The following is a 26,987-nucleotide window of genomic DNA, read 5'->3' as shown; positions in this document are numbered from 1 at the left end:
TCAAAATAATTCAAATACTCAATGAAAATCAAGTTTAAGTTAAATCTATGGGCCACAATAGTAGTTGCTGGTCTTGCTTCAATGCTTGTTGCATGTGATACATCAACTGAAGAAGTGGTTGTTTCTGCTCCTTTATTCAAGGTCGGACAAGCAGTTAGTACTAAAACACCTCTTTCAGGTTCGATTAAGGGTACACTTTTAAGTGACTCTACCTATAAAGTTGGTGGCGATGTTTTTATCAACGAAGGAGATACTTTAGTGATTCAGCCAGGGGCAAAAATTCATTTTCCAGGCGACAAACCATATTGCTTTGTTGTAAAAGGCTCATTATTATCTCTTGGTACTGAGGCAAAGCCTGTTTATTTTACCGTACCAAGCGTAGCAAAAACAGATATATTAGGAGCTGACCCAACTACTGACCCAGCATATAAAGGCTTTTGGGGAGGTATTTATGGAGAAACTACCTTCAAAAATATCATAATCAAATGGACTCACCTTGAATTTGGTGGCGGGAAGCTGGGTACATCTCCTGTTTCTTACATGGCCAATGGGGCAACTTCTTACGTGCTTTCTACTAAAAATCCTGATGGAATTCTTGTATTAGAAGACTCTTGGATGTACGGTTGTATTGATGACCCGTTCCGCCCATTTGGTTGCAAGTTTAATGTTATGCGAAATACCTTTGAAAAAGGTGGCTTTACGGGCGGAGAGTCGATGAATATCAAGTCAGGAAATGTTGGTATTTTTGCCTATAATTTAATTGTCGGTTCTGCTACCAATGGTCCCAAGGCATCCAATAATGGTGGCGTAAATCCACAGACTAATGTTCAGTTTTATAACAATACAATAATTGCTTCAGGATTTCGCCGTTCATCGGCGGGTCGTGGCGGTTCAATTAACTTTGAAGAAGGTTCGAGAGGTGTTTACTATAACAACTTAATGGTGAATTGTAAATATGGTCCACGTATTGTTGGTGCGACAGCCAACTACAATGGTAATGCTTTGGTAGTTGCAGATACTGCTAATATCAAAGGCGGATATAATTATTGCTACGTTGATTCATTGAAAATAGCTAATGAAATTTATCCAACAGGCTTTGCCACCAAACCAAGTGTGAATGACATTCCAGCCCCAAATTCATTCTTGCCAGCTACTTATAAGCCTGGTGCTGTATATGATGGTTCGGCAATCGTCGGAAAAAATAATCCAATGTTTGTAAATTTCCCATTACCGCAAACAACGAAAAAAATGGGAGATGTGAGTTTTGTTGGTAGTTTCAATTTTAGATTACAGGCAACTTCTCCTGCAATTGGAAAAGGTTATACAGGATTTACCCCATTAAATGTTGTGCCTGTAAGTGCAACTTTTGGTTCATCTGCAATCACTCCTCCAAACAAAGATATTGGTGCATATCCATCTGATGGAACTGGTAACAAGCATTAATCGAAAAAATACATCCAATAGTCGGGCATTTGTCCGACTATTTTTATAAAACTTTAATTGTATGAAGCTCTTACCAATTATACTTTTTTTCCTGTTAGTTGCGAATATAGTACCCATTCAAGCACAAAAAAACGCTAAAATTTTCGTTGTAGAACCATATTTACAAATTGGTTATAATCCTTCTCCCGAATCATTGCAAGTGCTTTGGCATACAAATAATTCAGAGGCAAATTGGTCCGTTGAAGTAAAAGTGGACGAAAATGCGTCTTGGATAAAAATGCCACAACCATTATTCACAAAAGTAGCTGTTGCTAATACACCACCTCATTATGTTTTTCATGCGTCAATGAATGGTCTTAAAGCTGGACACAGTTTTGAATACAAGGTTTTAAAAGATGGAAATGAAGTATTTATTTCGTCCGCTAAAGCCCCTGTTTCTGCATCAAAACCCTATAGATTTGTTGCTTTTGGAGATATTGGAGCTGAAACAGCACAACAAAAGATGCTGGCTGTTCAAGCCTACAAAGCTAATCCTGATTTTGTAGTAGTTCCTGGGGATATTGTTTATGATAGAGGTTTAATTTCGGAATACCGAAAAAAGTTTTTTCCAATTTATAATTCCGATGTGTTAGATACAACTGGTTCGCCCTTGATGAGAAAAGTTCCGATGATTACAGCTCCAGGAAACCATGACATCGAAACTCGTGATTTGAATAAATATCCAGATGCGTTGGCATATTATTATTACTGGCAGAACCCTCTTAACGGAATGCAAGGAGTTGAAGGTGGTGCTATTATTCCTAATCTGACAGCATCGACCGAAAACAGAGAAGCATTTATGCAAGCTGGAGGCTCTACCTATTTCAAAATGGCCAATTATTCATTTAACTATGGAAACGCACATTGGTTAATCATTGATTCAAATAATTATGTCGATTATACTGACAAACCATTTGTTAGTTGGATTGAAAATGATTTAAACAATGCTAATGATGTTACTTGGAAGTTTGTAATGTTTCATCATCCTGGATTTAATTCTTCGATTGAACACTATGAACAACAACAAACTCGCTTACTTGCTCCGATTTTTGAGAAAGCTGGTGTAGATATAGTTATTAATGGACACGTGCATAATTATCAACGTTCATTTCCATTGAAATTTATTCCAGATGGAAAGGGAGTTCAGTTAGTTGGTGGTATGGGAAATAAATTCTCGAAAGGCAGAATTGTCAATGGAAGTTGGAAATTAGATAAGAAATTTAATGGTAAAACAATTACAAAACCGAACGGAATAATTTATTTGATTACGGGTGCAGGTGGTAATGATTTATACAATCCCGAACAAGAAACGGATAAAGATTCGTGGCAGGGATTTACCTCTAAATTTATCTCGACTAAACACTCATTGACAATTGCCGATGTGAATGGACCTACTATTGTTTTCAAGCAAATAGATAAAAACGGCAAACTAATAGATACATTTAAAGTAACTAAATGAAATTAGATATTAGAAATTTACATCGAGACTTAGGATATTTATATATTGGTTTAATTATAGCGTTATCAATCTCTGGTATTTTACAAAACCATAGAGATTATTGGAAACCTGAGAAATATACGGTCGATACAAAGCACGTTTCTGTACTGTTACCGCAAGATGAAAAAGAACTAACGGACGATTTTGCAAAAAAGCTTAGGGAATCGTTTGGGCGTCAAAGATAAGTTTAGACGTTCAATGGTTAAAAAAGGCGAATTGAAAGTGTCTTATGAAAAAAATGGGGTCGAAATTAATATTAAATCAGGCAAGGGTGAAATCGTTACTTATCGTAATACACCTTTGATAAGTCAAATGCACTTGTTGCATAAAAGTACCTCCAATTGGTGGATTTATTATTCTGATATTTTCGGAATTTCACTGCTTGAGATTGCTGTCACAGGTATATTCATGATTAAAAAAGCAAATTTAGTTTTAAGGAGAGAGGATGGAAGTTGGCAATTGCTGGAATGATATTTCCGTTGATTTTTTTACTGTTTTTATCATAATCGTTTTAATATGAAGTACTGTAGAACCTTACAAATGACAATTTTTGCAAGTCTAATGCTCAGTTGTAATAAAAAGTCAGAAATTCAAGCAAATAATTGTAATGCTGATGTTAGTAGGGAAATTAGTTTTAATAAAGAAATCATGCCACTGATTTCAAGAAATTGTCTTCAATGCCACGATTCAAAAAATCATTATGATGGACTTGTTTTTGAAAAGTATGAACAAATTGCCTCAAGTGCAAAAAGTGGTGAATTGTATGATTCGGTAATTTCGATTAATGGATACGCTCCGAAGATGCCTAAAGGTGGGAAGCTTACGGATTGTGAAACCAACCTTATAAAATTTTGGATTCAACAGGGAGTGAAAAATAATTAATTGACCATAAAACGAAGTTTAAGTCGTTTAAGGTCATAACAAAAGTGACAACAGAAAGTGTTAAATTAACGTGTCGTTCATTTCTTTAAGAACTCCCTTATCCAATAACCTGACTTTTTGATGGTGCGTTTTTGAGTAGCAAAATCATTGTAAACAATCCCAAAACGTGGTTTAAAACCATCGGCCCACTCGAAATTGTCCACTAATGTCCATATAAAATACCCTTTAAGATTTATACCTCTTTTAATTGCTTTTCGACAGATTTTAAATGTTTTCTTAAAGTATCGAATTCTATTTTTGTCATTGACTATCCCATCAGTTATACTCTCATCAAAACATACCCCTGATTCTGAAATATAGATTTCTTTGATTCCATCGTATTGATTAAATTTTTTCAACATTTTCATTAATCCTTTGGGATAAATTTCCATGCCCATATTGTTTATCTTAACATTACGCTCCTTGGCTGGTATTTGGTTAGCAAATAAGATGGGTGGTAAAAGGCTGTATTGTGCTACAATTCGGAAATAGTACTGAATACCAATAAAATCAAAATCGAACTTCATTTTTTCCTCATCACCAGGGCGAAAATATTTTTCTATTCTTTTTAATCCAGGAATTACATCTGTTGGATAACCCAAACCCAATGCAGGCTCTATGAAAAAGCGATTTAGAAGTGCATCTAAGCGTTTTGCAGCCTTGACATGTCTTCTCCAAATATTTTTTGGTTTGACTACCGAGCAGGAAAAAGTAGTGCCTATTTGTCCATTTGGAATATTTTTTCGGAGAATTCTTCCACCCTCTGCTTGACACAATGTAGCATGATGGGCAGCGGAAAGGAAATTTGAGAGACCTGTTTTCCCTGGAGCATGTATGCCCATAAAATAACCCAGTCCGACAAAGCTCATAGGTTCGTTAAGAACAAACCATTTTTTTACTTTTGAGCCAAATTCTTTAGAACAAAACTCAGCATAATGACCAAACCAATTGAGTATTTCTCTGTTGGTCCATCCACCTAAATTTTGTAATGTTTGTGGCAAATCCCAGTGGTATAATGTTATCCAAGGCTCTATGTCATTATCAAGGCAGCAATCTATTATTTTATGGTAAAAATCTACTCCACTTTGATTAGGCACACCTATACCTTCAGGAAAAATCCTGGACCAAGAAATAGAGAACCTAAAAGAGCCGAGATTCAACTCTTTGATGAGTTTTATATCTTTTTCGTATTTGTGGTAAAAATCGGTGGCTTTGTTACCGTTGCCATTTCGGAATTTGCTCGAATTGGTGAAAGTATCCCAGATAGAATCTTTTTTACCACCCAAGTGGCGTCCACCTTCAGTTTGGTAAGCTGATGTAGCAACTCCCCAAATAAACTTTTTGGGAAAATGTTTAGCCTTTATATTGCCAAAATCCATTTTGTTAGATTGTGATGATAAGAATGTGTAAAGTTACAACCTTAATTTTTCCTTCAGCAACAGGCAATATTTTCCAAATGTTAAGTTTTTATGAATAAATTAGTTTGAGAATTTGTCAAAAAGTATCGGTACAATTAAACATTCAGGGGCAATCTTTCATTACCACCAATCAACTAATTGGATACCAGTATTTTACTCAAATATAAACGATTGTCGATAATAACTTTTTCCTAACAAATTATCAGTATTTACAGAAACTAAAGCATTACTGTTATCCTTTTAGGCTATGAGTACTTTTCTTTGAACATTCTTTTTACTTTCAATCCCAAAGCAATCCCCTCTTTTGCTTCATGTCCATAATATTTATTAGCTATTTCCAAAAGAGATAACCTTGTTTCTAAATTCATTTTAGTGTTGTACAATTCCCAAAGCTGCATATAGGTCAGCTTTTCTAAATCAATGTAAGTTTCCCATACATAGTTAAAGTCACCTATTTGAAGCATTTCTTTTATTTGTTCATTTGTGTAGTTATAAAATAGAAGGTCTAATGCTTTAATTCCCTCCAGTTGGTTTTGAAAATTATCCATGTTTTGTGAGATTAATTCTGATATATTACTTTTTATTTTTCTTTTTTAAATGTGTAGGTTGCTCTTTAGGGAAAACATTTAGAGCAAACTCCACATCTTTTAATTTAACATTTAGGTGTCCAGACTCCACAAAAATTCCGTTACCCCCATCCCAACAACCATTTACTTTTAGCTGATGATTCATGCCACCTAAATCATTAATTAATAAGTAGAACTCTAAAAATTCTTTAACTTCTTCAAGATTATATGCTTTCCAGCTTTGTGAATATTGACATATTAAATACATTTTTTGTCGGTTTATGATACTGAAGTATCTTTTATTTAACATTTTTCGCAATTGCATCTGCAATTTTTTGAATACCTTCTTTATCCAATAAATCTAATCCCACAATATGTATGAAACGGTTAGTCGCCTCCATGACTACATTTTTATCACCAAACATGGCAGAAAGTGGATAGCCAGCAATATTGATAATTATTGGTTGATTTTCTTCAATTGCTGGTTTTAATATCTCCATTGTCAGGGGAATGCTAAGTTTGTAATCATCTTTGTTAAAAAACTTGATTAGCCACTCATACAATTCTTCAACAGAATTATGAGAAACTGGGCTGATTAAAGTATCAGGTAAATCATCTTTTATGAGTCCAACAATATATGTCATTTAAATAGTTTTATGAGAATTTAATTCCCCGAAATCAAGGAAGTTAGTTTATTAATCTTGTCGTTTTGTGATGCTAAATAATACTTTGCCCACCATTAATTTTTCAATTAACGAATCCTCAATTTCATGTGGATTGAAGCCTGGTGCTAATTGATTAAACGTTACACTGCCTAATTCTTTCCTTAAAGAATCTTGTAACATTTCCAATAAAATTTCTGCTTGAAACGTATCGCTTTGAGCTTTTTGGTGAATCGAGCAAAGGCAATGCCTTGTTTAAATGCGATTACATCCAAGTCTTTTCTACCCAATTTTGCCATCTATATTTTTAGTTTGGTGAGATTTACAATTGTTGTTTTTGGGTACTTATCATTTTCTTTTAACAAAGCTCGTAACTTCTACCCCAGCTGTTTCTAAAATTCTGTAAAGCGTACCCCTTGAAGGGATTTTAAAGGCTTGCATTATTTCGGCAGTTGTAGAGCCTTTACTTTCATAAGCATTCTTCACAAGGTCTTTTATTTTTTCATATTTAGGTGAAAGGCCTTTAGGTCGCCCGCCCGTTCTGCCTCTTATTCGGGCTGAATTAAGCCCTGCTCTGGTTCTCTCCCTGAGAACATTTCTTTCATGTTCGGCTAACACACAGAATATTTGAACCACCAAAGTCCCTGTTGCTGTACTTGTATCAATAGGCTCGGTTAATGATTTTAAGCTAATTCCTAATTTTTGCAATTCTTCGACAAATTGAATAAGCTGTACGGTTGTTCTACCTAATCTATCTAATCTCCAAACTACAATCGTGTCGCCTTTACGAGCATACTTTAGCAATTCCTCTAATTGTGGTTTTTGAGACTTTGCTCCCGAAACCTTATCAGTAAATATTTTTTTTACTCCAGCTTTATTGAGTGCATCCAGCTGTAAATCTAAATTTTGCTCTTGGGTACTAACACGTGCGTAACCAACTTCCATAATTCAATTTTTGTCCTATTTTCTTAACTATTTCAAATATATAGGATATAATTAAATAAGACAACAATTTAGGACTATAAAATTAAAAAAATGGGGAGTAGTTTTTGATATTCCCCAAAGTCCTGTTTAACGACCGTTTAATTAGACAATCAATTATTGAGGTAACGACAAGTACCAATTGAGTAATATGAACGTTTTAACAATTGTTTTGTCAGTTAGGTAGCGGGAAAAGTATATTGTTGTAAAAGGGTCTCATTTGTAAGCAAAACCTCATAGACAAAACTTTTTCAATATTATACAAATTATGACAATTTGTATGGTATTATAGATTGAAGAACGCCATATTCGGTTGCCAATTCGAAAATTTCTAATTTTATAAATGATTTTGCTATAAAAAATAATTTACCGCAGTAATAAGTTTATTTTAGAAGTTACCTGTAAAGTCTATTTTAAATGGAGGGGCTGGTAAGTTCGATTCGTTTGCCAAATTACAAATCGGATAGGGCGACCAAGCATATTTGATGCTTGTTAGTTGAAGTTCCGCAGGAATAGAAATGATTAGTTTTGAACCATCAATTTTTATGCTTTTGGCTTCAATTACTACTTCTTTTGAGCCACTTTTGTTGTAGCCATGTAGGTAAAACCCTTTTATTACCTGTTCCGTTTCGTTGGCTGGTTTTAACTGTTTTGCATGGCTAAAATAAATCTGTAATTCATTTTTAGTCATTTCGTATTTTTCAAAAATAGGACCCGAATACTCGAGAGCTTGATGATACGTTGTGGCGAGTGCTAAAAGGGATAGGCGTTTGCCCACCAGTTCCTTTTCTTTTGGATGAACATCTAAAGAGTCGCCCGAATCAATAGTAACTATCATGCCTGTGTTTTCGAGATTTTCGCTTAATCTTCTTTGACTTTCTCTGAATTCTGGCCAACGACTTCGGTTAGAAATTTTTGGCAATTGTACGGTGTAAATAGGGAAATTACCTTGTTCCCAAGCACTTCGCCAATTGTTTACCAAGGCAGTAAATAAAGCATCGTGAATTTCAGGATGAGTAGCATTTGATTCGCCTTGGTACCAAATTGCTCCTTTTATGGCATAAGTGGCAATAGGCTTGATGCCATTTTTAAACAAGAAAGTTGGTGCAAAAGGATGAAGGAATTCCTTGGTTTTTGTATTTTCACCTAAATTCTCATTTGTTCTTTCTATTACCCATGGGTGTACATCTTTTGCAGTTTCAAGCCATGTTTTGCCTTGATTGTTTCCTAAAAATTGAATTAATTGAGGATGCGACGCCAATGTAATGGAGTCAATAAATGCTTGGGTTGTTGTACCGCCTACTGCATTACAAATAAGCCCAATCGGAACATTCAAATTTTGTTGAAGTTCTTTGCCGAAATAATAACCAACCGCCGAAAATTTGGCTGCGGTTGCTGGCGAACAAGTCCTCCAAGTAGTTTTATTATAAAAATTCCCTGTACTAAGTTCTTGTAAAAGGCTATCGCTAAAAGCAACTTTTGCTAATGGTCTTGCTTTGGCATTGGCTGTCATTGAAAAAAAACGAATTTGTGGATATTGGGCTTGTGTTATTTCCTCTTTTCCATTTTTTGATTGTGCCAACGTAAATTCCATATTTGACTGCCCCGAACAAAGCCAAACTTCGCCTACCAAAATATCTTTGAGTAAAATATTGCTGTTTTTGTCTGAAACCTTTAATGTAAATGGCCCACCAGCTTTCGTGGCGGGTAATGTTATTTTCCATGCACCATTTTTATTGGCAATAGTAGTTTTTGTAGAACCATTGAATGCTATTTTTACCTCGCAATTGCTACACGAAGTTCCCCAAACTGGAATTTTCATGTTTTGTTGTAAAACAAGGCTATCTGTGAAAATGGCAGGTAATTTTAACCCTTCACTTTTCTGGGCAAAAGCATTGGGAACTATAAAAAGAATATATACCCAAATGATTTTTTTTTGGATTGCAAGGACACAATTGAAGGGTTCTGTTTTTTGTAATTTTGCCATTTTTCGTCAAATTTCCCCAAAAACCTTAATTTTGAATAAACGTGAACATCCATTTAACGGGATTTTGCCAATCAGTACCAATGAAACTTCCGACTGGAGCTTTTATTAGAATAGTGTTCCATCCTTTCTGTAAAAATATTTTAGTAGGTTCTCTATATTCGTAACCTTCATCTATCAACGGAATCTCAGCATTCCCTTTTTGTCCGCCATTCTTCCAATGTGGTGGCTCTACTTTTTTTCCATTTACCCAAACTACACTGTTTTTATTGTCCCAAGCACCCTCAGGTGGTGAATCAGTAGCAGGCGAACGGGAAATGTTATTGAAACCAATCCAAAAATCTTTGCTCCCAGCTTCATCGCTCCAAATATTTCTTGTTGCGTAAAAAGTAGTATTATCTTTTTCAAATCCTAAATGCGATTGAATCATTGGGTGCCAAAAATGTCTAAACCAAATAGTACCTCCATAGACAGACGGATATTTTTTTAATTGCAATGTATCATAAAAAGAAGGCAATTCTGGAGCAAATACCATATCGGTTTTTCCTTTGTTATCATAAGGGCCTATCAGTTTCCACTCAATATTACTTTGGTGTATATACGGAAAAGGAAGTGTTTTAAAATAAATAGATTTATGTTGTAACAAACGGTTTTCAAATTCTACAAAGGCATTATATCGCTCATTTCCTGGCACACTAATGTCTGACAAGAAATTCTGCCATCCTCCGCCTTGCCAGCAGCGTTCAGCAAATGCAAGCATTACAGGATAAACGGCATTCATATTTATAATATCCTCCTCTTTTGCCACTTTTCTATCTGGCCAGTTGCAAAGTGTAGCTCCCAACCTATTTGCATCGCCTACAGGTACATCACAAATCTGATGATTAAAGGTAGTTACAACACCATCAATTGGGTCGAAATGATTTAGATATAAATGCCGAGAGTCGATTGAAGGGAATTTTTCTTTAGTGACTGTATTTCCATTCCACATTTGAAGAAAAGTACCTTCGGGGACATTTCCACCTGGGTCCCATGCTATAACTTTTTTTCTGTTAGTCTTCAACAAAGCTACAATTTCGGGCAGAAATTCTTTATAGGATATTTTCACTTCATCACCGCCAATATGTACGTAAGGAACATCTAATTCATGACACAATTCTACCAAAATATTCTTACAAATCTTCAAACCTTGCTCACTTTGCATTTCGACGCCCATTGCTCTCTTAAATGCGTCGCTATGGCCGGGCATATCTATTTCAGGAATAAAAGTAATGTGTCGGTCTTTGCAATATTTAATTAATTCTCTAATCTCGATTAAGGTATAAAGCTTACCTTTATCTCGTAACATATACTTTTCATTGGTAAGTTGAGGATATGCTTTACTTTGTATTCGCCAAGCAACATCTTCTGTAAGGTGACAATGAAAAATATTCAACTTGTATGCTGCCATTACATCTATCTGCTGCTTTAATTGCTTGATAGACTGATAGCTTCTACCAACATCTACCATATATCCTCGCCAAGGAAAAGATGGCCAATCGGTTATTTCACAGGCTTGAATTTCATTATTGTTTATTAATTGAGATAGTGTTTGAATAGAATTAAAAAATCCATGTGCCGTAGATGCTTTTATTAATATGTTCTTTTCTGAAACATTTATTGAATAGGCTTCATCGATATTGTTTGCATTCGAAATAACTTCTTTTCTAAGTTCAATTTTGAATGCTTCTTCAGGTGCATTGAACTTAAAAGTGGACCGAGAACCTTTATCTTTAAAAAGGTTTTTTATTAGTTCTGCTTCTTTTCGGAGGGTTTTGTCTGCAAATGAGATATTGCTATAATTGCTAATCAAAAACTTATTTACTCCCCAATTTACTATTTGAGGCAATGGAATTAATGCAGGTAAATCATAAATCTGACTTTGAATTTGCTCTTTCCATTTTAGATAGCCTTCGCCTGTAAGATGCAACCCATCATTGGTGAATCGAGAATTTAAGCGTCCTGTGGCATCACAAAAAGGTGTAAAAATATCTATGTAAGTATATGGAATGGAGTTGGAATTGATAGAAAGTTGCTTATTGACTTCAAGTATTTCTTCTTTCTTATCGGTGTGGCTTCCAAACTTGCCAAAAGCTTCATTTACTGGCAAAATGCTTTGCACATACAGCATAGTTTTAGGCGATTTCGCTTTGATAATAGAGCAAATCCTAATAATATTTTTTACTACACTATCAGGTTTTAAGCCACTTTTTAAATCGTTTACGCCAATTAATATAAAAACTTTTTCAGGATTTCTGTCAGTAATTTCTCCAATTCTATTCAAAACTCCAATGGTATTATCGCCACTGATGCCTCTGTTTTTAATGTGTAAATCCTGAAAAATTTCGCTCCACTCACCTCCGTCAGTGATGCTATTGCCTAAAAAAATGATGTCATTCTTAGTCTTAGGTAAACTTTTGAAAAGGCTTACTCTTTGATGATAATAGGTTGAAAAGAGTGAATCATTGAAATGAGAGATTTGTACCTGACAGAAAGTTTCGAACTGTAGGAAAATCAAAATTATGTAAAGTGGTGTTTTTTTCATTTCCAGTTTACTGGGGAAAATACTATTGCTGAATAATTGTCTTTTTCAAATAAAACACCGATAGTTTTTTTGCCTATTTTTACGATGTCTGAATAAGCCGATGGAGATTTGTCATTATTTTCTTTTCCAGCATACACCAATTTTGAAGCTTTCCAGCTTTTTCCATCGTCATAACTAATTTTAAGAGTTAGATTATCTCGGTTTTTAGTATCAGCGGCATTGCAAAAAGCGAGAATTGATTTACCTTTTTTCTTGCCAATATTCAAAATACTTCCTTCACATACTGGGTCGGGCAAGTTTTCATCAAAAAAGGTTTCGCTCCAAGTTTCGCCACCATTATTGCTTATGGCTACAATCCTCGACCGCTTATCTCCTTTTTGGTTTCGGGCATTAAGCATGAGTTTGTTATCAGAAATTTCGGCGGCTGTGGCTTCATTGCTTCCTTCAATGGCTACGTTTTCACTCAGTTTGAAGGTTTTTCCATGGTCATCTGTATAAAAACCATGGGCGGCATAGTCGGTAAATTGTTTTTGAGGCTCGCCAACCGAATGATTGGCAGCTACGAAAATTCGTCCTTTGTATTTACCTTCTTGAAACTGCATCGCATGACCAGGTGTATTGGCATAAGAACGCCAATCTTCTTTGAAATTATAAGACGCATTCACCAAAGGTTGATTCGGACGGTGCGTTTGTAGCGTTATGTTTACGCCCTCACTCCAAGTATCTCCTCCATCAGTCGATGTTTTGTACCAAACTTCTCTTAAACCCTTGCCTTTTCTGACTTCCCCCTCGTGGTTATTTCCAGTATTGTAAAAAAGAAAAATTCGGCCTTTTGGAAAATTTGGGTCAGAATTATCCAAAACTGGAGCGGGATTTCCTGCCTGTAAATCATTGTAATCTACAACGGTGGTCATTTCCCCCCACGTTTTTCCATTGTCCATACTTTTTTTCAAAACGATGTTAATATCACCAAAATCGCCGCTTCCTTTTACTCTACCTTCAGCAAATGCCAGCAATTCTCCCGCTCCATTTTTGATGATGGCTGGTATTCTGTACGATTTATGCCCTTCTGTTCCTGAAATATAGACGGGTATTTGTGCATGTGTTTTTAAGAAAAAAGCGATTAAAACTACGAGAGTTAAAGTATTTTTCATGGCTTAATTTGAGTTTAAATATTGTTCTAAAATCTGAACACAATACCATTCTTGACGAGGCAAATGAAATGGGCCTTTGTATAAATTGCCTTTGGCTGTCTGAGCAATGGTGCCGTCTCTGTGCAAATACCCAAACCATTCGCCATTTTTCTTATCATGAAAATGAGCATAGGCATATTCATGAACAAGTTTGTGCCATTGAGCATATTTTTCATTTCCTGTCATTAAATATGCTAAAAGCGTAGCAATAATAACTTCATTATGAGGCCACCAAAACTTCATGTCTTGCCAATATTCCTGCACGGGTTTGTCATAGACATCTTTAAAATACATAATGCCGCCATGTTCTTTGTCCCAACCACGCTCCCACATATAATCGAGCATTTTACAGCCTAATGCTATCAAATGAGGGTCGTTGTTTCGGTATTTGGCTTCGTGTAAAATAAACCAAGCCCCTTCTATAGCGTGTCCTGGGTTGAGAGTCCTACCGTCAATGTGGTCTATTATACTTCCGTCGGGGGCAACTTGCTCCATGACGCACTTTATATCATCTTTCACAAAATCAGTTTCTATTTCCAGAATCCATTTACTAATCCATTCATCACAACGCTCATCGCCAATATTGTCACGAATTTGCTGTGCAGTATTTATCATAATCATAGGTACGCCTATGCCTTTTGCTGGTCGGGTAGAAGTAAATTTTGAAGGTAATAAACCTGGTGTTGTAGCATATTCGATACATTTTCCAAAAAGGAATCTTGCTTTATCAGCGGCATTTTTATCTCCACTCGCTTTTGCATAAGCGGCATTGGCTATGGCGGCAAACGTTTCTGAAAAGAAATATCTACGTTTGCGAATCGGTTTTCCCTCTTTAGTTACATGAAAAAACATTTGACCATCAGTGTCAAAGCAATGATTATTCAGAAAATCAATGCCACTTTTTGCACCTTCCAACCATTCTTGTTTTTGGTCAAAGGTATTAAAAAGTGTCGAAAGCATCCAAGTAGCACGTCCTTGAATCCAAACGGCTTTATCATCATCGATTAAAGTACCATCTTGGTCTCTCATCAATAAATATCCGCCGTGTTCTTTATCAATACTTCGAGGAAACCAAAATGGAATGGTATCATTGAGTAATTGATTTTTATAAAAATTTTGTAACTCAGTTAAAATTGTTTTTGTATATAGCATTTCCATAAATTCATTTGAATTTAACTTATCTAATAATAGTATTCACTGGCACTTTTACAAAGTATAAATCTTTAGTGCCTTCGTATAAAATAGCAATGGTATTTTCGTCCACCATCGTTAAACATGAATATCCGTAACAAAGTCGTTCATCAATCAATAATTGATTGGTGGGAAGCCATGTTTCACCTAAATCTAAACTGGCTTTGATAGTTATATTATCTCGACCAGATGCAGAATTAGGGTTACTAAAGAACAAGACATCTTTCAACACCCCTCCTACCTTTACTTTTGCCTTAATCAAACTTCCCATACAAACAGGGTCAGTAAGTGTGTTAAAAGAAGTGGGATGTTCTGTCCATGTCGTGCCAAAATTGTTTGTGGTTGCCACACTTCTAAAGCCACCTCTGTTATCTCTCATATTCAGCATAAGTGTTCCTGGTGTTGTTTCCACTACTTGGCTTTCTGTCGTATTTGATTTTGGCCCCAAAGCTTTACCTTTCCATGAATTGCCGTGGTCTTCACTATAAATTATGGTTGAAAAAGGAATCTTTGTTTCATTCCAATATTGTGCAGGAAAAACGAGTTTGCCGTCTTGCATTGCAATTCCTCTTCCCGGACCATTAAATAAGATATTCCATGATGGAATCTTTATTTGTGGCGTAATTGAATTGGGTGCCGACCATGTTTGCCCATCATCAGTGCTACTTACCAAAACAAATTGTCCTGTTTCATCTGGCGTAAGTCCTGGGCCAGAACCGCCTATAGAGCGATTGCCTTTGCTCCATAAGGCAGCAACCAATATTTTTTTGGTGACTGGGTCAAATAAAATCGAAGGGTCGCCAATACCATTGTTTTCATGTGGTGGTCCCATATCCATAATTATTTTCATGGTTTCCCACGTTTTACCACCATCGATACTTCGGCTCATACCTACATCAATATTGCCTGGAAGGTCTCCACTACCTGAATAACGAATGTCATAGACCGCAATTAGTGTTCCCTTATCAGTTGTTATGATACCCGGAATACGATAAGTATTGACCCCATCATCGCCAGCTTTACGAACGGCTTTACCAATAGCTTTAATAAAAGCCGCACTCGATTCTTTAATAGGGTATGATTTTTCATTAAAATCAATAACATCGGTGCAATGGATTTCTATTGTTTTGTTAATCTCTGCATCATTTTTTAGTTGGGTACTCATCCAAAAATAATTATTGCCAGGATTTAGCAATAGATTAACTGGAATCTCAAACTCCGTAGAAGTAGGGCTAAGAGTTGCTATTAAATTGCTTTCTGAAAAAGCTATCGTATTAGGGAAAAAGACATTGATTTTTTGAATTAAACCAACAGCTTCAGCATTAATTGTACATTTAATTTTTTTAAAATTTACTGCTGATTTCCCTTCAAGGATTGCAATATTTACTCTTAATTGCGGGTTTGAGTTAAGCCCTGCTATGACTGGATTAGAAGGAAAGTAAGTGGTTACTTCAATTTTGTTTTGTTGAATACTGGGCGTCTCTTTTGTTTGACAACTTCCGTTTACAAATGCAAAAAATAAGTAAATTGATAGAATTAATCTCTTTTTTTTCATTGTATGTTTAAATATCGTTAAAATCATTGACTTTGGGTCGAAGGAAAGTAAGTTGAATAATCAAAGCAACCAACACTATGGCCGACATTAAGGCAAAGTCTTTTCCGAGATTGCCTTTGTCAGTTGATTTTCCTAATAAATCAGTGATAAAAGCACCTGCCAAAATGCCTGTCAAATTCATAAAACCGTATGCTGTGGCTCTGTATTTAGATGAAACAAATTGACAAAGAATAGGCATATTATTGGAATCGAACATACCAAAGCCAAAGCCAAAACAGAATGCCGCTCCAACTACATGGAACAAAGAAGTACCGAAGCTAATTAATAATAGTCCTGGTATAGTCAACCCCAAACCAATAGCAGAAGTATAAATTCTGCCTCTAAGGTTTTTTTGTACCCATTTATCTGATAATATTCCACCAACAATTACACCCAAAAGCGATGAAAGAGAAGTGGTTATCGTAGAAAGTGGCCCTGCTTGCACCATATCTAAGTTTAACTTACTTGCAAAAAGTGTCGGCAACCAGTTTTTAACACCCCAACCAGGCAAACTCGGGACGGTAAAGTAAAAGAGGATAATCCAAAACGAAATATTGCTAAATAATACAATCATTCCTTTGTAAAAAGGTGCTTTTTCGATGAAAATATTTTCAGTTGAATCATCTTTCTCTGAACTTTTACTTTCTCGAAGAAAAAGAATCAATATGAATGAATAGACCATCCCAATGATTCCGAAAGATTGAAAAGTTGAATTCCAAGAAAATTGGGCGGCAATGCTCGCCCCAAAGCCACCCAGAGCCTGTCCCATGTACAAACCTGTCATGTGGATTCCGATAGCGAGCGACCTTGTTTTTGAAGTATGGAAATCAGCTATTAGTGAAAGCCCAGCTGGAATATACAAGGCTTCACTGATGCCCATGAGTGCCCGTAACCAGTATAATTGCTCAAAAGATTTGGCAAAACCCATCGCAAAAGTTACTCCAGACCAAACGAATAAACTACCTACAATTAACCATTTTCGATTCATTCGGTCGGCAATCATTCCCGAAATAGGACTCATAAACCCATAAATCCACAAGAAAATAGCCATTAACCTACCAAAGTTTGCAGCCGTTTGAAGTTCTGCAATATCTATCATCATGGTGGGTTTCATTGTAGAAAGCATCTGCCTGTCCATGTAGTTTAATAATGCAACCACCCACAGCAACCCCACTAAAATCCAAGGATATTTTTTAGAATTTTTCATTTTATTATTTTGCCTATCAAGATATTTGGCGTTCTGATGCCTGGTTTTATTTCACCAGAAGGGATGAAAATAACATCGCCCCACTTTACAAGGTTGGTCGTGACTGGAGTAATCATTGGCATTTCTCCGAATTTTGTCCAGCTATTCTTACGAATATCATAGACATAAATATCTTTGCTAAATCCTTGATGATTTTCTAAAAGTGCAACTTTTTCTTTTTGTAAACTACTCTTTTCGTTTTCGTCTTTTGATTGAATTATTTTGGCATTATACATTTCTATTTGGGAAAAGATATTTCCTTTATCTCCCCCAATCAAAAGAATTTTATCTTTTCCAAGAGCTACCCCGACTCCCGCCGAAAGGGCTGGAATCTCAATGTTTTTATCAGCAATGTTTTTTATTGTTTCCCATTTGTTTTTCTTTAGGTCAAATCGAAAGGCCCTGTTTGACAATTTGCTAATTCCGCTCTCAGTTTTTGCTCTTCCACCAAAAAGAAAAAGGTTGTTTGACTGAATAACAGCCACTGAATGAGATAAGGGAAGAGGTAAATCCATGAGTTTTTGCCAAGTTGCCCCACCAGAATTGACATTGAGTTGGTAAACAGAACTCAGTGTTTCGGATTTAGTTTCCCCACCTAAAACGAAGATTTTATTATCTAAAAATATAGCGGATGCGTTTGTAATACCACATGGCAAATCTGGCATAAAATTGAAATCAACTTCTTGTTTTTTATCATTCCAATTCAAAAGTATTACTTTTGGGCTAATCCCATTTTCGTTTTCTCCACCAATACAAACGAGCCCTCGGGGCGTACTTACCGTAGCAGCATAAGCTAAATTAAATGGTAATTTATAGGTCTTTTTTGCCCAAACGAAGTTTTTGCCATCTTTTTGAACCACATAAATATCATTGAAATATTTTTTTTGGCCACCTCTCCAAGGTACGCCATCTTCAAAGTTTGAACCGCCCACAATAAGCATCACATCATTACTGAGTCCCGATGAAGCACCCGCCAATCCTACTTGTTTTTCTAATCCATCAGCAATCGGTAACTCTGACCAAACAGACCACTTGATTTGTGTTTGCCTTAACTTTTGCGAGATAGTTTTCAATGGTAGAAATATAAGTACGATTATTAGAAGGAATTTACGATTCATGCTATCGAAACGGCTGGTTTTGAACAAAATTCTGAAAAATTCAAATCTTTTACGTCATTTTTAAACATTTCAAAATGTGTATTATCCATGTTTTTAACGGGTAATCTGAACTTGCCACAATCTATGTCAACCAATTTCATATAGGCTTTTCCGGTGGCAATACCTCCATATTTTCCCAATAAACGAATCATATTTATTGAGGTTAACTGTAGCTTTTGTGCAGTTTGTAAATCGTTGTTTTGAAATGCCTTTATTAAGCGATTGTATAATGGTGCTGCATAATTAAAGGTACTACCCACAGCCCCTTTTGCCCCTAAAACTAAGGCCGAAAGCATATTTTCATCTCTGCCCCAAAGCATATCATAGTGATTATCATTATATGAGAGACAAGACTGGAAATCCATAAAGTCTTCGTGGGTGAATTTGATGCCTGCAAAATTTGGAATCTTATTTTCAATAGCTTTTAGCAAATCAAACATGGCAAAATTTACACCTGTCAGCACAGGAATATGATAATAATAAAAAGGCATTTGAGGTACGGTTGCCGCTACTTCTTTACACGCCTCTGCAAGCATTTCAATATTTACAGGTTTGAAATAAAAAGGAGCAGTAAATGAAACAGCATACAGATTAATTTGCTCTGCAAATCGGGCTAAGTCTTTACAGTCTTCAAGGCAAGTCCCACCCAAAAATAACATTACCTTGAAGTCAGCATCATTGCTGGTACAATCTGCCCATGCTTTTGCTACGACCTTTTTTTCTACTAATGTTAATGATACACCCTCTCCAGTTGAGCCACAAATAAAAGCTCCGTTTACTCCATTTTCTTTCAAAAATTCATAATATGCAGGAATCAATGATAAATTCAATGAACCATCTGGGTACATTGGTGTAAATGGTGCAGCAATTAAGCCTTCTAAGTGATTTATAGCCATTTTTTTAAATTTATAAAATAATAAAAGTAATAATTTAACTATTTTCAAAGCAAGCACAAAGCACTTGCTTTGAATCGTTGGTGTTTAAAAAGCTGGATAGCCGTCGGTCTGCTTTAACGACCTATTGTTTGTCAATGAATTTCGGTCAATTGGCCAAAGAACTTTATATGCTTCTGAGGGTAAAACTGTGGTATTGGCAAACACATAGTTATTGCCAAATCTTCTTAAATCGTACCATCTTTTGCCTTCAAATACAAACTCGAAAAGGCGTTCATTCAATATGGCCTCTGCTGGTTTTACATCAATACTTTGGTTAGGAAAACCGAGCGTTTTTTCATCGTATTTTGCACCAAAAGCTCTTTTTCTTACTAAATTTATTTCGTCGGCTGGGCTTTGACCTAAGATGACTTTTGCTTCGGCAATCATCAAAAGTAAGTCAGCATAACGATAAATCGGATAATCGTTTGTAATTGACCTCGAACCTGCACTTTGTTCACCTTGAAATTTATTGGTAAAAGCACCTGCCAATTCAAATTTAGTTCCATTTTTACGAAATGCTGGCTGAATGGAAGCCAATTTTCGGCTATCCAAATCGTTGAATTTATTGTAGGTTGATGTTTTTACAGGAGCTCTCAGAAGTCCACCCCAGTTGTCGGTCGTAACATTAAATTGTCGTGAGCCATCGAGGTCATAGAAATTGGCAATTAAGCCTGATTGTGGTACAAAACTACCTGTAACAAATCCCATTGTAGCTTCATTAAGCAAGTAGCGAATAGAGAAAATAATCTCGTTGTTTCCTTTGTTTGAAGCTGTAAAAACTGAACTATAACTTGGTAACAAAGCCAAACTGGGCACATTGGTTTGAATGTCTTTTAAGGCATTTAGTGCAGCTGTGGCATCAGTTGTTCCGCCTCCTCGATAACTATTCCAGAGAGAAACTTCTGCTTTAAGCATCAATGAGGCTGCTTTTGACCAAAAAGATTTTGCATTTCTGAAAGTATAATTTGTTCCAAAGCTACTAAGCGATTTTTCAATATCAGCTTTTATTAAAGCCATTACTGTTTCTTCGCTTGATGCCTCTTTGGCTAAATCTGCAATATTAATTGATAAAATTGGGTCGGTTTGAATCACTACTTTGCCCCACGACCTCAATAAATGAAAATAGTAATACGCTCTCATGCCGTAAGCCATACCTAAATAGTAATCTTTGTTGGCTTGGGTAACTACCGTGGACGTACTGAGTTTGTCAATTAAGAGATTGATTTGAACAATATTGCTGTAAAAACCACCAAAATTACTCACACCTGTATTGTCTAAATCTAAGGTTTGTAACCACATTCTTTCTACTCCCTGAGTGGCTTCACCTGTAAATGTACTTGGGTTGCCAGGCTCTGTACCAAAAATATCAGCTCGAAGTTCGCCCAATGCTTGAAAACTGGAATTATGGCTTCTAAACCGGGCTTGAATGCCCGAAACAAATGCATCGAATTGGTCGGCGGTTTTCCAATAATTTGTATCGCTAATACTGCTAATTGGAGCTAAATCAAGGTCTGTTGAGCATGAGGTGATGAATACCACAATACTTACGCTCATCAATATATTTTTAATTGTCTTTTTCATGAAATTACTTTTTAAAATAATGATTAAAATGTTACCTGAACGCCCAAAACTACTGATTTTGGTGTTGGATAAGTACCCGCATATATGCCTCCTGCTGGTGGCTCTGGTGAAGGTCCACTAAACTTGGTTACATAAAAAAGGTTATTAAAATTGGCATAAACTCTTGCCTGTGATAGCCATTTTTGTGGTAAAATTGACTTGGCAAAATCATAAGAAAGCGTAATTTCTCTACAAGCTAAATAATCACCTTTTTCATAAAATCTTGAATTGTTGCCATTTAATACTTGGTTTGCATTATTAGCTCTGGTATAGTTTTTCTTTCCTGCTGGTGCTCCTACTTGGTCGGCAAAATATACTTTTGGAATATCAGTATCGGTATTGGTTGGCGACCACGCATTTTTTTGTAGCTCCATATAATTGAACGTACCCTGATAATTACCTAATGTTCGGGCTACCAAATCATTATAAATGGTATGTCCTAATGCAAAATCAAAGCGAGAAAATAATGAAATTCCTTTAAACGAAATACTTGTGGTGAAACCACCTGTAACTTTCGGATTTATATTGCCAAGGTAAACTTGGTCTCTTGAATCAATAATGTCATTTTTATCAACATCTAACCAATTTACATCGCCAGCAGTAATTTTATTAGCTTGCGAAGTATTTGGTCCACCGATTCCAGCAATGGCATCTATTCTATTTGCAGCAATTTGAGCTACTTCTTCGGCACTTTTAAATATTGATACTTGTTTGTAACCATAAATTGCTCCGAGAGGCTGCCCTTCTTGAAGACCTCCTACCCAAACTACTTTACCTTGTGCTGCATCATAAATTTGTAAGCCACCCTGACGATTAAATTCGTTACCATTGAAAGGTAATTGTAGAATTTTGTTTTTTACAAAGGCTATATTACCTCCAATTTCCCAGACAAGACCGTTTGGTTTTCTTAAAACAATCGCATTTGTCGTAAACTCAAATCCTTTATTTTGGAACGTTCCTAAATTTGTTCTAACCGAAGTAAAACCAACATAACTTGGAAGTGTAAGATTTGTTAATAAATCACTGGTTTGTCTATCATAATAATCCACCATAAAAGTCAAGCGATTATTAAAAATGGTTAAATCAAGTCCTAAATCCAGCGTTTTACTTTTTTCCCATCTTAAATCACTATTGACAATTCCTGTATTTAGAAATCCCAGACTCCCATTATAATTTCCTTGTGAACCATATACTCCTTGTACTTCATAGTTCCCAATTCCTGCAATATTTCCATTTTGCCCATAACTAAATCTTGGTTTCAAAGAGGTAATGTATTTAGAAAGAAAACTATTTTGGAAAAACTTTTCTTTATGAACATTCCAACCTGCCGACATTCCTGGAAAAAATCCGAAGCGATTATTACTTGCCAAGCTCGAAACACCATCTTGGCGGTAAACTAAAGTTAAAAGATAGCGACTATCATAATCATAGTTTAAGCGTCCGAAATTTGAAAGAATTTTATATTCATCTCTTGAACTAAAATTACTTCCTGCGGCAAACGATGTCGATGCATTTGCTGTAATAATATCATCAGTTGGTGCATTTTGACCAAAAACTTGCATTCCGAAGCCTTTGTTTCCAAAAAGTTCTGCCCCCAGCATCGCATTTATGTTATGTTTTTCGCCTAATGTTTTACTGTAATTGATGATAGCGTTATATTGTTGTTGAACTGACCTTGAAAATGCTGAAATCGAATTTCGAGTAGTGCTACTAAACGATGGCGGAGTAGTATATAAATTTGTATAGTTTTGGGTTGCTTGTGTAAAAGACTGGTCTATATTTTCAAATAAATAGGCATTGCCCGAAACTTTGATATACAAATCCTTTATAATATCATATTTTACAGAAGCATTTACGGTGATTCTATTTACTTCATTGCTTCTCTTAGTTTTGTTTAGCCAATAAAGAGGATTGCCATCGCTAATTCCATTGCCCGGATTTGGTTGCGTTTTTTCAGCATCTAACCAAGGGTTCATGGTTGGCCAAATCGCCAAATTACGATACAAAGTATTCACTTCGGAGCCCAAAACTCCAAGTTGAGCTGAGGTAGAAAAAGTTGCTCCCGTAGAAACCTCCAAATTAGGTTTTATTTTATAAGAACCATTGATATTTCCTGTATAACGCTTATAATCAGAACCTACGATTACACCTTCTTCATTATAATAGTCAAAACTTGCAAAATATTTACCTCTATCATTTCCAGCCATAACATTGATATAATGGTCTTGGGTTTGAGTATTTCTAAAAACCAAGTCTTGAACTTCCTGACCATGGTCTTTAAATAAAATCGAACCACCATAAGGGTCGTCTAAACTTTCCCAACCTTGAGCTAAAAGCCCTGCATTAGCTGCATTATTCGGTCGAATGTCGAAAAGTGCCAAATCTCCTGCCCCAGTTAATAAACCATAACCTCTCGAAGCATTTACTTGTGCTAAGGTTCGTTGCGAATTGAGGTTTCCAAGTCTATTATAATATATATAATCACGGGCATTCATATACTGGTAGCCTTCACGATTTTTGTTGTAACCAGCATTGAATTTATAAGAAACCTGAGCTGTGCCTATTTTTCCTTGTTTGGTAGAAATTAAAATTACGCCATTGTTTGCCCTTGCTCCATAAATTGCTGTTGAAGCAGCATCTTTCAATAATTCAATAGAGGCAATATCATCTGGTGCAATATCATTAAGCGACCTTACAACACCATCGACTACCACCAATGGTGCTCCTGGGCTATTTATTGAAGCCCCACCCCTTAACAAAATACTTGGAGCCGCACCGGGTGTTCCACTTCTATTGATTACCTGCAAACCAGCCAATGAGCCTTGTAATGCAGCACCAACATTTGCTCGTGGGGCATTGGCAAGTACTTCGGTATTCAGTTTTCCGATAGAACTGGTGATATTTTTACGAGTTTGAGTGCCATATCCCACCACTACCACTTCATTAAGGGTAGCTAAATCAGGCTTTAATATAACATTGAGTATTGAAGAGTTACCAACTTTAATTTCCTCTTTTTGATAACCAATATAGCTAAAAACAATAGTTTCACCTGCATCTGCAGCTATCGAAAAAGCCCCATTACTATCAGTAATTGTCCCCACTGACTTTCCTTTTACTGAAATACTGACACCTACAAGACCTTGACCTTCGTCTTCAGATTTTACTTTTCCAGTAATATTTTTTGTTTGTGCCCACAAAGCATTTGAAAATAGAAAGCAGGCAATTATGATACATACTTTCGGATAAAGGTTTTTCATAGAAAAGAATTTGATTGATGTATTATGTATGACATAACAAAACTAAAAGGTATTATTTAAAAATCAAAATAATTATAAAATAAATTTTTATAATTATGCAATTAGGTATTATCTGAAGAAAGATTTTACTATTAAATACTCCTGTATTCATACAATAACTGTATAATTATAAATAATATGTTCTTTTTTTATATCACAAAGATTTTTTTGTTAAATTATATTTATTAATTACTATGTTTTTCAATAAGCTTTTTTTTAGCTAATTTTGTTTTAATATATAATACATAATATGGTCGATAATATAATTAATAATTTCACAACTGTAGATAATAGCTCGCTGGTAGATAAAGTAGAGGCGAATTTGGTCGAATTACTACAAAATCGAAAACTCAAAGTTGGGGATGTCATTCCTAAGGAAATAGAATTAGTGGAAACGCTGGGCGTAAGTAGAACTGTTATTAGAGAAGCACTGGCTCGGCTCCGTACAATGGGTTTGATTGAATCAAAGAAAAAGAAAGGTTCGGTTATCACGAGTCCTGATATTTTTGGAATCATGAGTAAGAGCATGAATCCTCATATTCTCGACCAAGAAACGCTTAAAGAAATTTTTGAGATTAGGTTGGTTTTAGAAATTGGAATGGCAGATTTTATTTTTCAAAAAATAACAAAAGAAGATATCAATGAATTGAAAGAAATTGTGAAGAATGAGCCACTATCAAGCGAATCTCACCTTTTTAATATTGACCACGAAATAAAATTTCATGGAAAATTGTATGAAATTACAGGGAATAAAACCATGAAGACTTTTCAAAGAATGTTATTGCCTATCTTTGATTATGTGCATAATAGCGGTTTACTTCAAAAACAGCTCGAACAAAAGAAGTTTGTTTCACATAAAGGACTTGTTGATATTCTTGAAAATGGCTCGCCAGAATTATTCAGAAATGCCATGAGAAATCATTTAGAAAATCATTTTGCAAGGTTAATCATGTCGGCTGAGAATGTTGGATAATATTTGCAGTCTATTTAATTTGGCAAATAGCGTGTTCAGGGTAATATAGTTCAAGAAACAGTTTTAAATGCTCACTACAGTAAAAATATATTTCAATTGAAAACTCCGTAAAATATTTAGAATGCTGATTATCAATAACTTGTGTAAATTTTAATTAATTAAATAGTAACGAAATGCTAATATAGTTTGGCAATTGATGTTTTTGCATCAATTTGAAAATTTCAAAATATACATCTTTAGTTTATTGTCAAAAATTACCAACTCACGTTGTAAAAAACTAAATTTCATTTGAGCAAGATGAGTACACAACAAACGACCCTTTTTGAAACTAAAATTCAAAACCTCATTTGGCTAATTGGATACTGTAAATTAAAATAATTTGAAAATTATATCGAAGTTTGTTAACGGTCAATTATTTTCAAAAATGAGTTTGGAAGTTTGATGTAAACTGGCAGTCGAATTTGATAAGTAAAATGCGGTGATTTTTAAATTATTGAACGTATATTTAAAAGATGACGTATAAATTTTCTGCTTGTCAACGGCTTGTTGACGACCTGTTGACGACCTGTTTTACACTTGTTGACAGACTTTTTTACTTTTGTTGACGGCTTGTCAACGGCTTGTTGACAGGCTGTATTACGTTTGTTGACAGAGAAAATTTAAAGAATAGAAACAAAGCCTGCAACAAGCCTTTCTACTGTTGAGCTCAATAACCCAGATTTCATAAAAGATATGGTTATTATAGTTTGGGCGGAAGATTGCTGTTGACAGACCAAAATATGTTGTCAACGGCTTGTTGACGACCTGTTGACAACCTGTTTTACACTTGTTGACAGACTTTTTTACTTTTGTTGACGGCTCGTCAACAGCTTCTTGACAGCCAGTTTTAGGTTTGTTGACGGCTTGTCAACGGCTTGTTGACAGCCTGTTTTAGGTTTGTTGACAGAGAAAATTTAAAGAATAGCAGCAAAGCTTGCAACAATCCTTTCTACTATTGAGTACAGTAACTCAGATTTCACAAAAGATATGTTCATTATAGTTTATGCTGAAGATTGCTGTTGACAGACTAAAATATGCTGTCAACGGCTTGTTGACGACCTGTTGACGACCTGTTTTACACTTGTTGACAGACTTTTTTACTTTTGTTGACGGCTCGTCAACAGCTTGTTGACAGACAGTTTTAGGTTTGTTGACGGCTTGTCAACGGCTTGTTGACAGGCTGTTTTAGGTTTGTTGACAGAGAAAATTTAAAGAATAGCAACAAAGCTTGCAACAATCCTTTCTACTGTTGAGTACAGTAACTCAGATTTCACAAAAGATATGTTCATTATAGTTTATGCTGAAGATTGCTGTTGACAGACCAAAATATGCTGTCAACGGCTTGTTGACGACCTGTTGACGACCTGTTTTACACTTGTTGACAGACTTTTTTACTTTTGTTGACGGTTTGTCAACAGCTTGTTGACAGACTTTTTTACGTTTGTTGACGGCCTGTCAACAGCTTGTTGACAGCCTGTTTTACGTTTGTTGACAGAGAAGATTCAGAGAATGATAACAAAGCCTGCAACGAGCCTTTCTACTGTTGAACTTGATACTCAGATTTCATAAAAGATATGTTTATTACAGTTTATGCTGAAGATTGCTGTTGACAGACCAAAATATGCTGTCAACGGCTTGTTGACGACC

21 protein-coding genes are annotated in these 26,987 nt (G+C 35.6%); 6 read left to right on the top strand and 15 right to left on the bottom strand.

Going from position 1 to position 26,987, the window contains the following annotated elements:
• Window positions 1–21: 21 nt before the first annotated feature.
• The 5 genes from IEX65_RS24920 (at window position 22) to IEX65_RS24905 (ending at window position 3,862) form a co-directional block, all read left to right on the top strand.
• Complete coding sequence (locus IEX65_RS24920) at window positions 22–1,443, top strand: hypothetical protein (protein ID WP_188770553.1); 1,422 nt, start codon at window positions 22–24, stop codon at window positions 1,441–1,443.
• Window positions 1,444–1,504: 61 nt separating this feature from the next.
• Entirely contained in the window at window positions 1,505–2,941 is a 1,437-nt protein-coding gene (locus tag IEX65_RS24915; protein ID WP_188770551.1) for a metallophosphoesterase, read from the top strand.
• Entirely contained in the window at window positions 2,938–3,165 is a 228-nt protein-coding gene (locus tag IEX65_RS28090; protein ID WP_229250888.1) for a hypothetical protein, read from the top strand. Before IEX65_RS24915 ends, IEX65_RS28090 begins: the two co-directional genes overlap by 4 nt.
• Window positions 3,125–3,451 carry a hypothetical protein gene (locus IEX65_RS28085; protein ID WP_229250886.1) on the top strand — a complete coding sequence of 109 codons (327 nt, stop codon included), beginning with the start codon at window positions 3,125–3,127 and terminating at the stop codon, window positions 3,449–3,451. The genes IEX65_RS28090 and IEX65_RS28085 overlap by 41 nt, the downstream gene beginning before the upstream one ends.
• A gap of 69 nt (window positions 3,452–3,520) precedes the next feature.
• Window positions 3,521–3,862, top strand: a complete 342-nt coding sequence (locus IEX65_RS24905) for a hypothetical protein (protein WP_188770549.1) — start codon at window positions 3,521–3,523, stop codon at window positions 3,860–3,862.
• A gap of 77 nt (window positions 3,863–3,939) precedes the next feature.
• Here the strand turns inward: IEX65_RS24905 and IEX65_RS24900 are convergent, their stop codons facing one another.
• The 15 genes from IEX65_RS24900 to IEX65_RS24830 all read right to left on the bottom strand — a co-directional run bounded on the left by IEX65_RS24900 (window position 3,940) and on the right by IEX65_RS24830 (window position 24,289).
• Entirely contained in the window at window positions 3,940–5,280 is a 1,341-nt protein-coding gene (locus tag IEX65_RS24900) for a GH1 family beta-glucosidase (RefSeq protein ID WP_188770547.1), read from the bottom strand.
• 284 nt (window positions 5,281–5,564) lie between these two features.
• Window positions 5,565–5,867, bottom strand: coding sequence for a hypothetical protein (locus IEX65_RS24895; RefSeq protein WP_188770545.1), 303 nt, complete (start codon window positions 5,865–5,867; stop codon window positions 5,565–5,567).
• 25 nt (window positions 5,868–5,892) lie between these two features.
• Window positions 5,893–6,153, bottom strand: coding sequence for a hypothetical protein (locus IEX65_RS24890; protein ID WP_188770544.1), 261 nt, complete (start codon window positions 6,151–6,153; stop codon window positions 5,893–5,895).
• Between the two features lie 31 nt (window positions 6,154–6,184).
• Window positions 6,185–6,529 (bottom strand): hypothetical protein, encoded by a 345-nt coding sequence (locus tag IEX65_RS24885; RefSeq protein WP_188770542.1) that lies wholly within the window; start codon window positions 6,527–6,529, stop codon window positions 6,185–6,187.
• Between the two features lie 366 nt (window positions 6,530–6,895).
• Window positions 6,896–7,492 carry a recombinase family protein gene (locus IEX65_RS24880; protein WP_188770540.1) on the bottom strand — a complete coding sequence of 199 codons (597 nt, stop codon included), beginning with the start codon at window positions 7,490–7,492 and terminating at the stop codon, window positions 6,896–6,898.
• A gap of 424 nt (window positions 7,493–7,916) precedes the next feature.
• Window positions 7,917–9,515, bottom strand: a complete 1,599-nt coding sequence (locus tag IEX65_RS24875; protein ID WP_188770538.1) for a sialate O-acetylesterase — start codon at window positions 9,513–9,515, stop codon at window positions 7,917–7,919.
• A 25-nt stretch (window positions 9,516–9,540) separates the two neighbouring features.
• Window positions 9,541–12,096 carry a family 20 glycosylhydrolase gene (locus tag IEX65_RS24870; protein ID WP_188770536.1) on the bottom strand — a complete coding sequence of 852 codons (2,556 nt, stop codon included), beginning with the start codon at window positions 12,094–12,096 and terminating at the stop codon, window positions 9,541–9,543.
• Window positions 12,093–13,250 carry a sialidase family protein gene (locus IEX65_RS24865; protein ID WP_188770534.1) on the bottom strand — a complete coding sequence of 386 codons (1,158 nt, stop codon included), beginning with the start codon at window positions 13,248–13,250 and terminating at the stop codon, window positions 12,093–12,095. Before IEX65_RS24865 ends, IEX65_RS24870 begins: the two co-directional genes overlap by 4 nt.
• Before the next feature lie 3 nt (window positions 13,251–13,253).
• The gene (locus IEX65_RS24860; protein ID WP_229250884.1) at window positions 13,254–14,447 is read right to left on the bottom strand and encodes an AGE family epimerase/isomerase; all 1,194 of its coding nucleotides are present in this window, start codon (window positions 14,445–14,447) and stop codon (window positions 13,254–13,256) included.
• A gap of 19 nt (window positions 14,448–14,466) precedes the next feature.
• On the bottom strand, window positions 14,467–16,035 hold the full coding sequence (locus tag IEX65_RS24855; RefSeq protein WP_188770532.1) for a sialidase family protein: 1,569 nt from the start codon (window positions 16,033–16,035) through the stop codon (window positions 14,467–14,469).
• 7 nt (window positions 16,036–16,042) lie between these two features.
• Window positions 16,043–17,281: an MFS transporter gene (locus IEX65_RS24850; RefSeq protein WP_188770530.1), complete on the bottom strand. Its 1,239-nt coding sequence runs from the start codon at window positions 17,279–17,281 to the stop codon at window positions 16,043–16,045.
• On the bottom strand, window positions 17,278–18,438 hold the full coding sequence (locus tag IEX65_RS24845; RefSeq protein WP_188770528.1) for a Kelch repeat-containing protein: 1,161 nt from the start codon (window positions 18,436–18,438) through the stop codon (window positions 17,278–17,280). The genes IEX65_RS24850 and IEX65_RS24845 overlap by 4 nt, the downstream gene beginning before the upstream one ends.
• Window positions 18,435–19,373, bottom strand: coding sequence for a dihydrodipicolinate synthase family protein (locus IEX65_RS24840; RefSeq protein WP_188770526.1), 939 nt, complete (start codon window positions 19,371–19,373; stop codon window positions 18,435–18,437). The genes IEX65_RS24845 and IEX65_RS24840 overlap by 4 nt, the downstream gene beginning before the upstream one ends.
• Window positions 19,374–19,457: 84 nt before the next feature.
• Window positions 19,458–20,993, bottom strand: coding sequence for a SusD family outer membrane lipoprotein NanU (gene nanU / locus IEX65_RS24835; RefSeq protein ID WP_188770524.1), 1,536 nt, complete (start codon window positions 20,991–20,993; stop codon window positions 19,458–19,460).
• Between the two features lie 23 nt (window positions 20,994–21,016).
• Window positions 21,017–24,289 carry a SusC/RagA family TonB-linked outer membrane protein gene (locus IEX65_RS24830; protein WP_188770522.1) on the bottom strand — a complete coding sequence of 1,091 codons (3,273 nt, stop codon included), beginning with the start codon at window positions 24,287–24,289 and terminating at the stop codon, window positions 21,017–21,019.
• 289 nt (window positions 24,290–24,578) lie between these two features.
• Here IEX65_RS24830 and IEX65_RS24825 point away from each other — a divergent pair, with 289 nt between their 5' ends.
• Entirely contained in the window at window positions 24,579–25,301 is a 723-nt protein-coding gene (locus tag IEX65_RS24825) for a FadR/GntR family transcriptional regulator (RefSeq protein WP_188770519.1), read from the top strand.
• Window positions 25,302–26,987: the final 1,686 nt, after the last annotated feature.

Origin of the sequence: Emticicia aquatilis (assembly GCF_014644295.1) — a bacterium.
Classification (GTDB): Bacteria; Bacteroidota; Bacteroidia; order Cytophagales; family Spirosomataceae; genus Emticicia; species Emticicia aquatilis.
The sequence above is the reverse complement of the archived record's forward strand: the minus strand, read 5'-3'. Positions and strand labels throughout refer to the sequence as shown.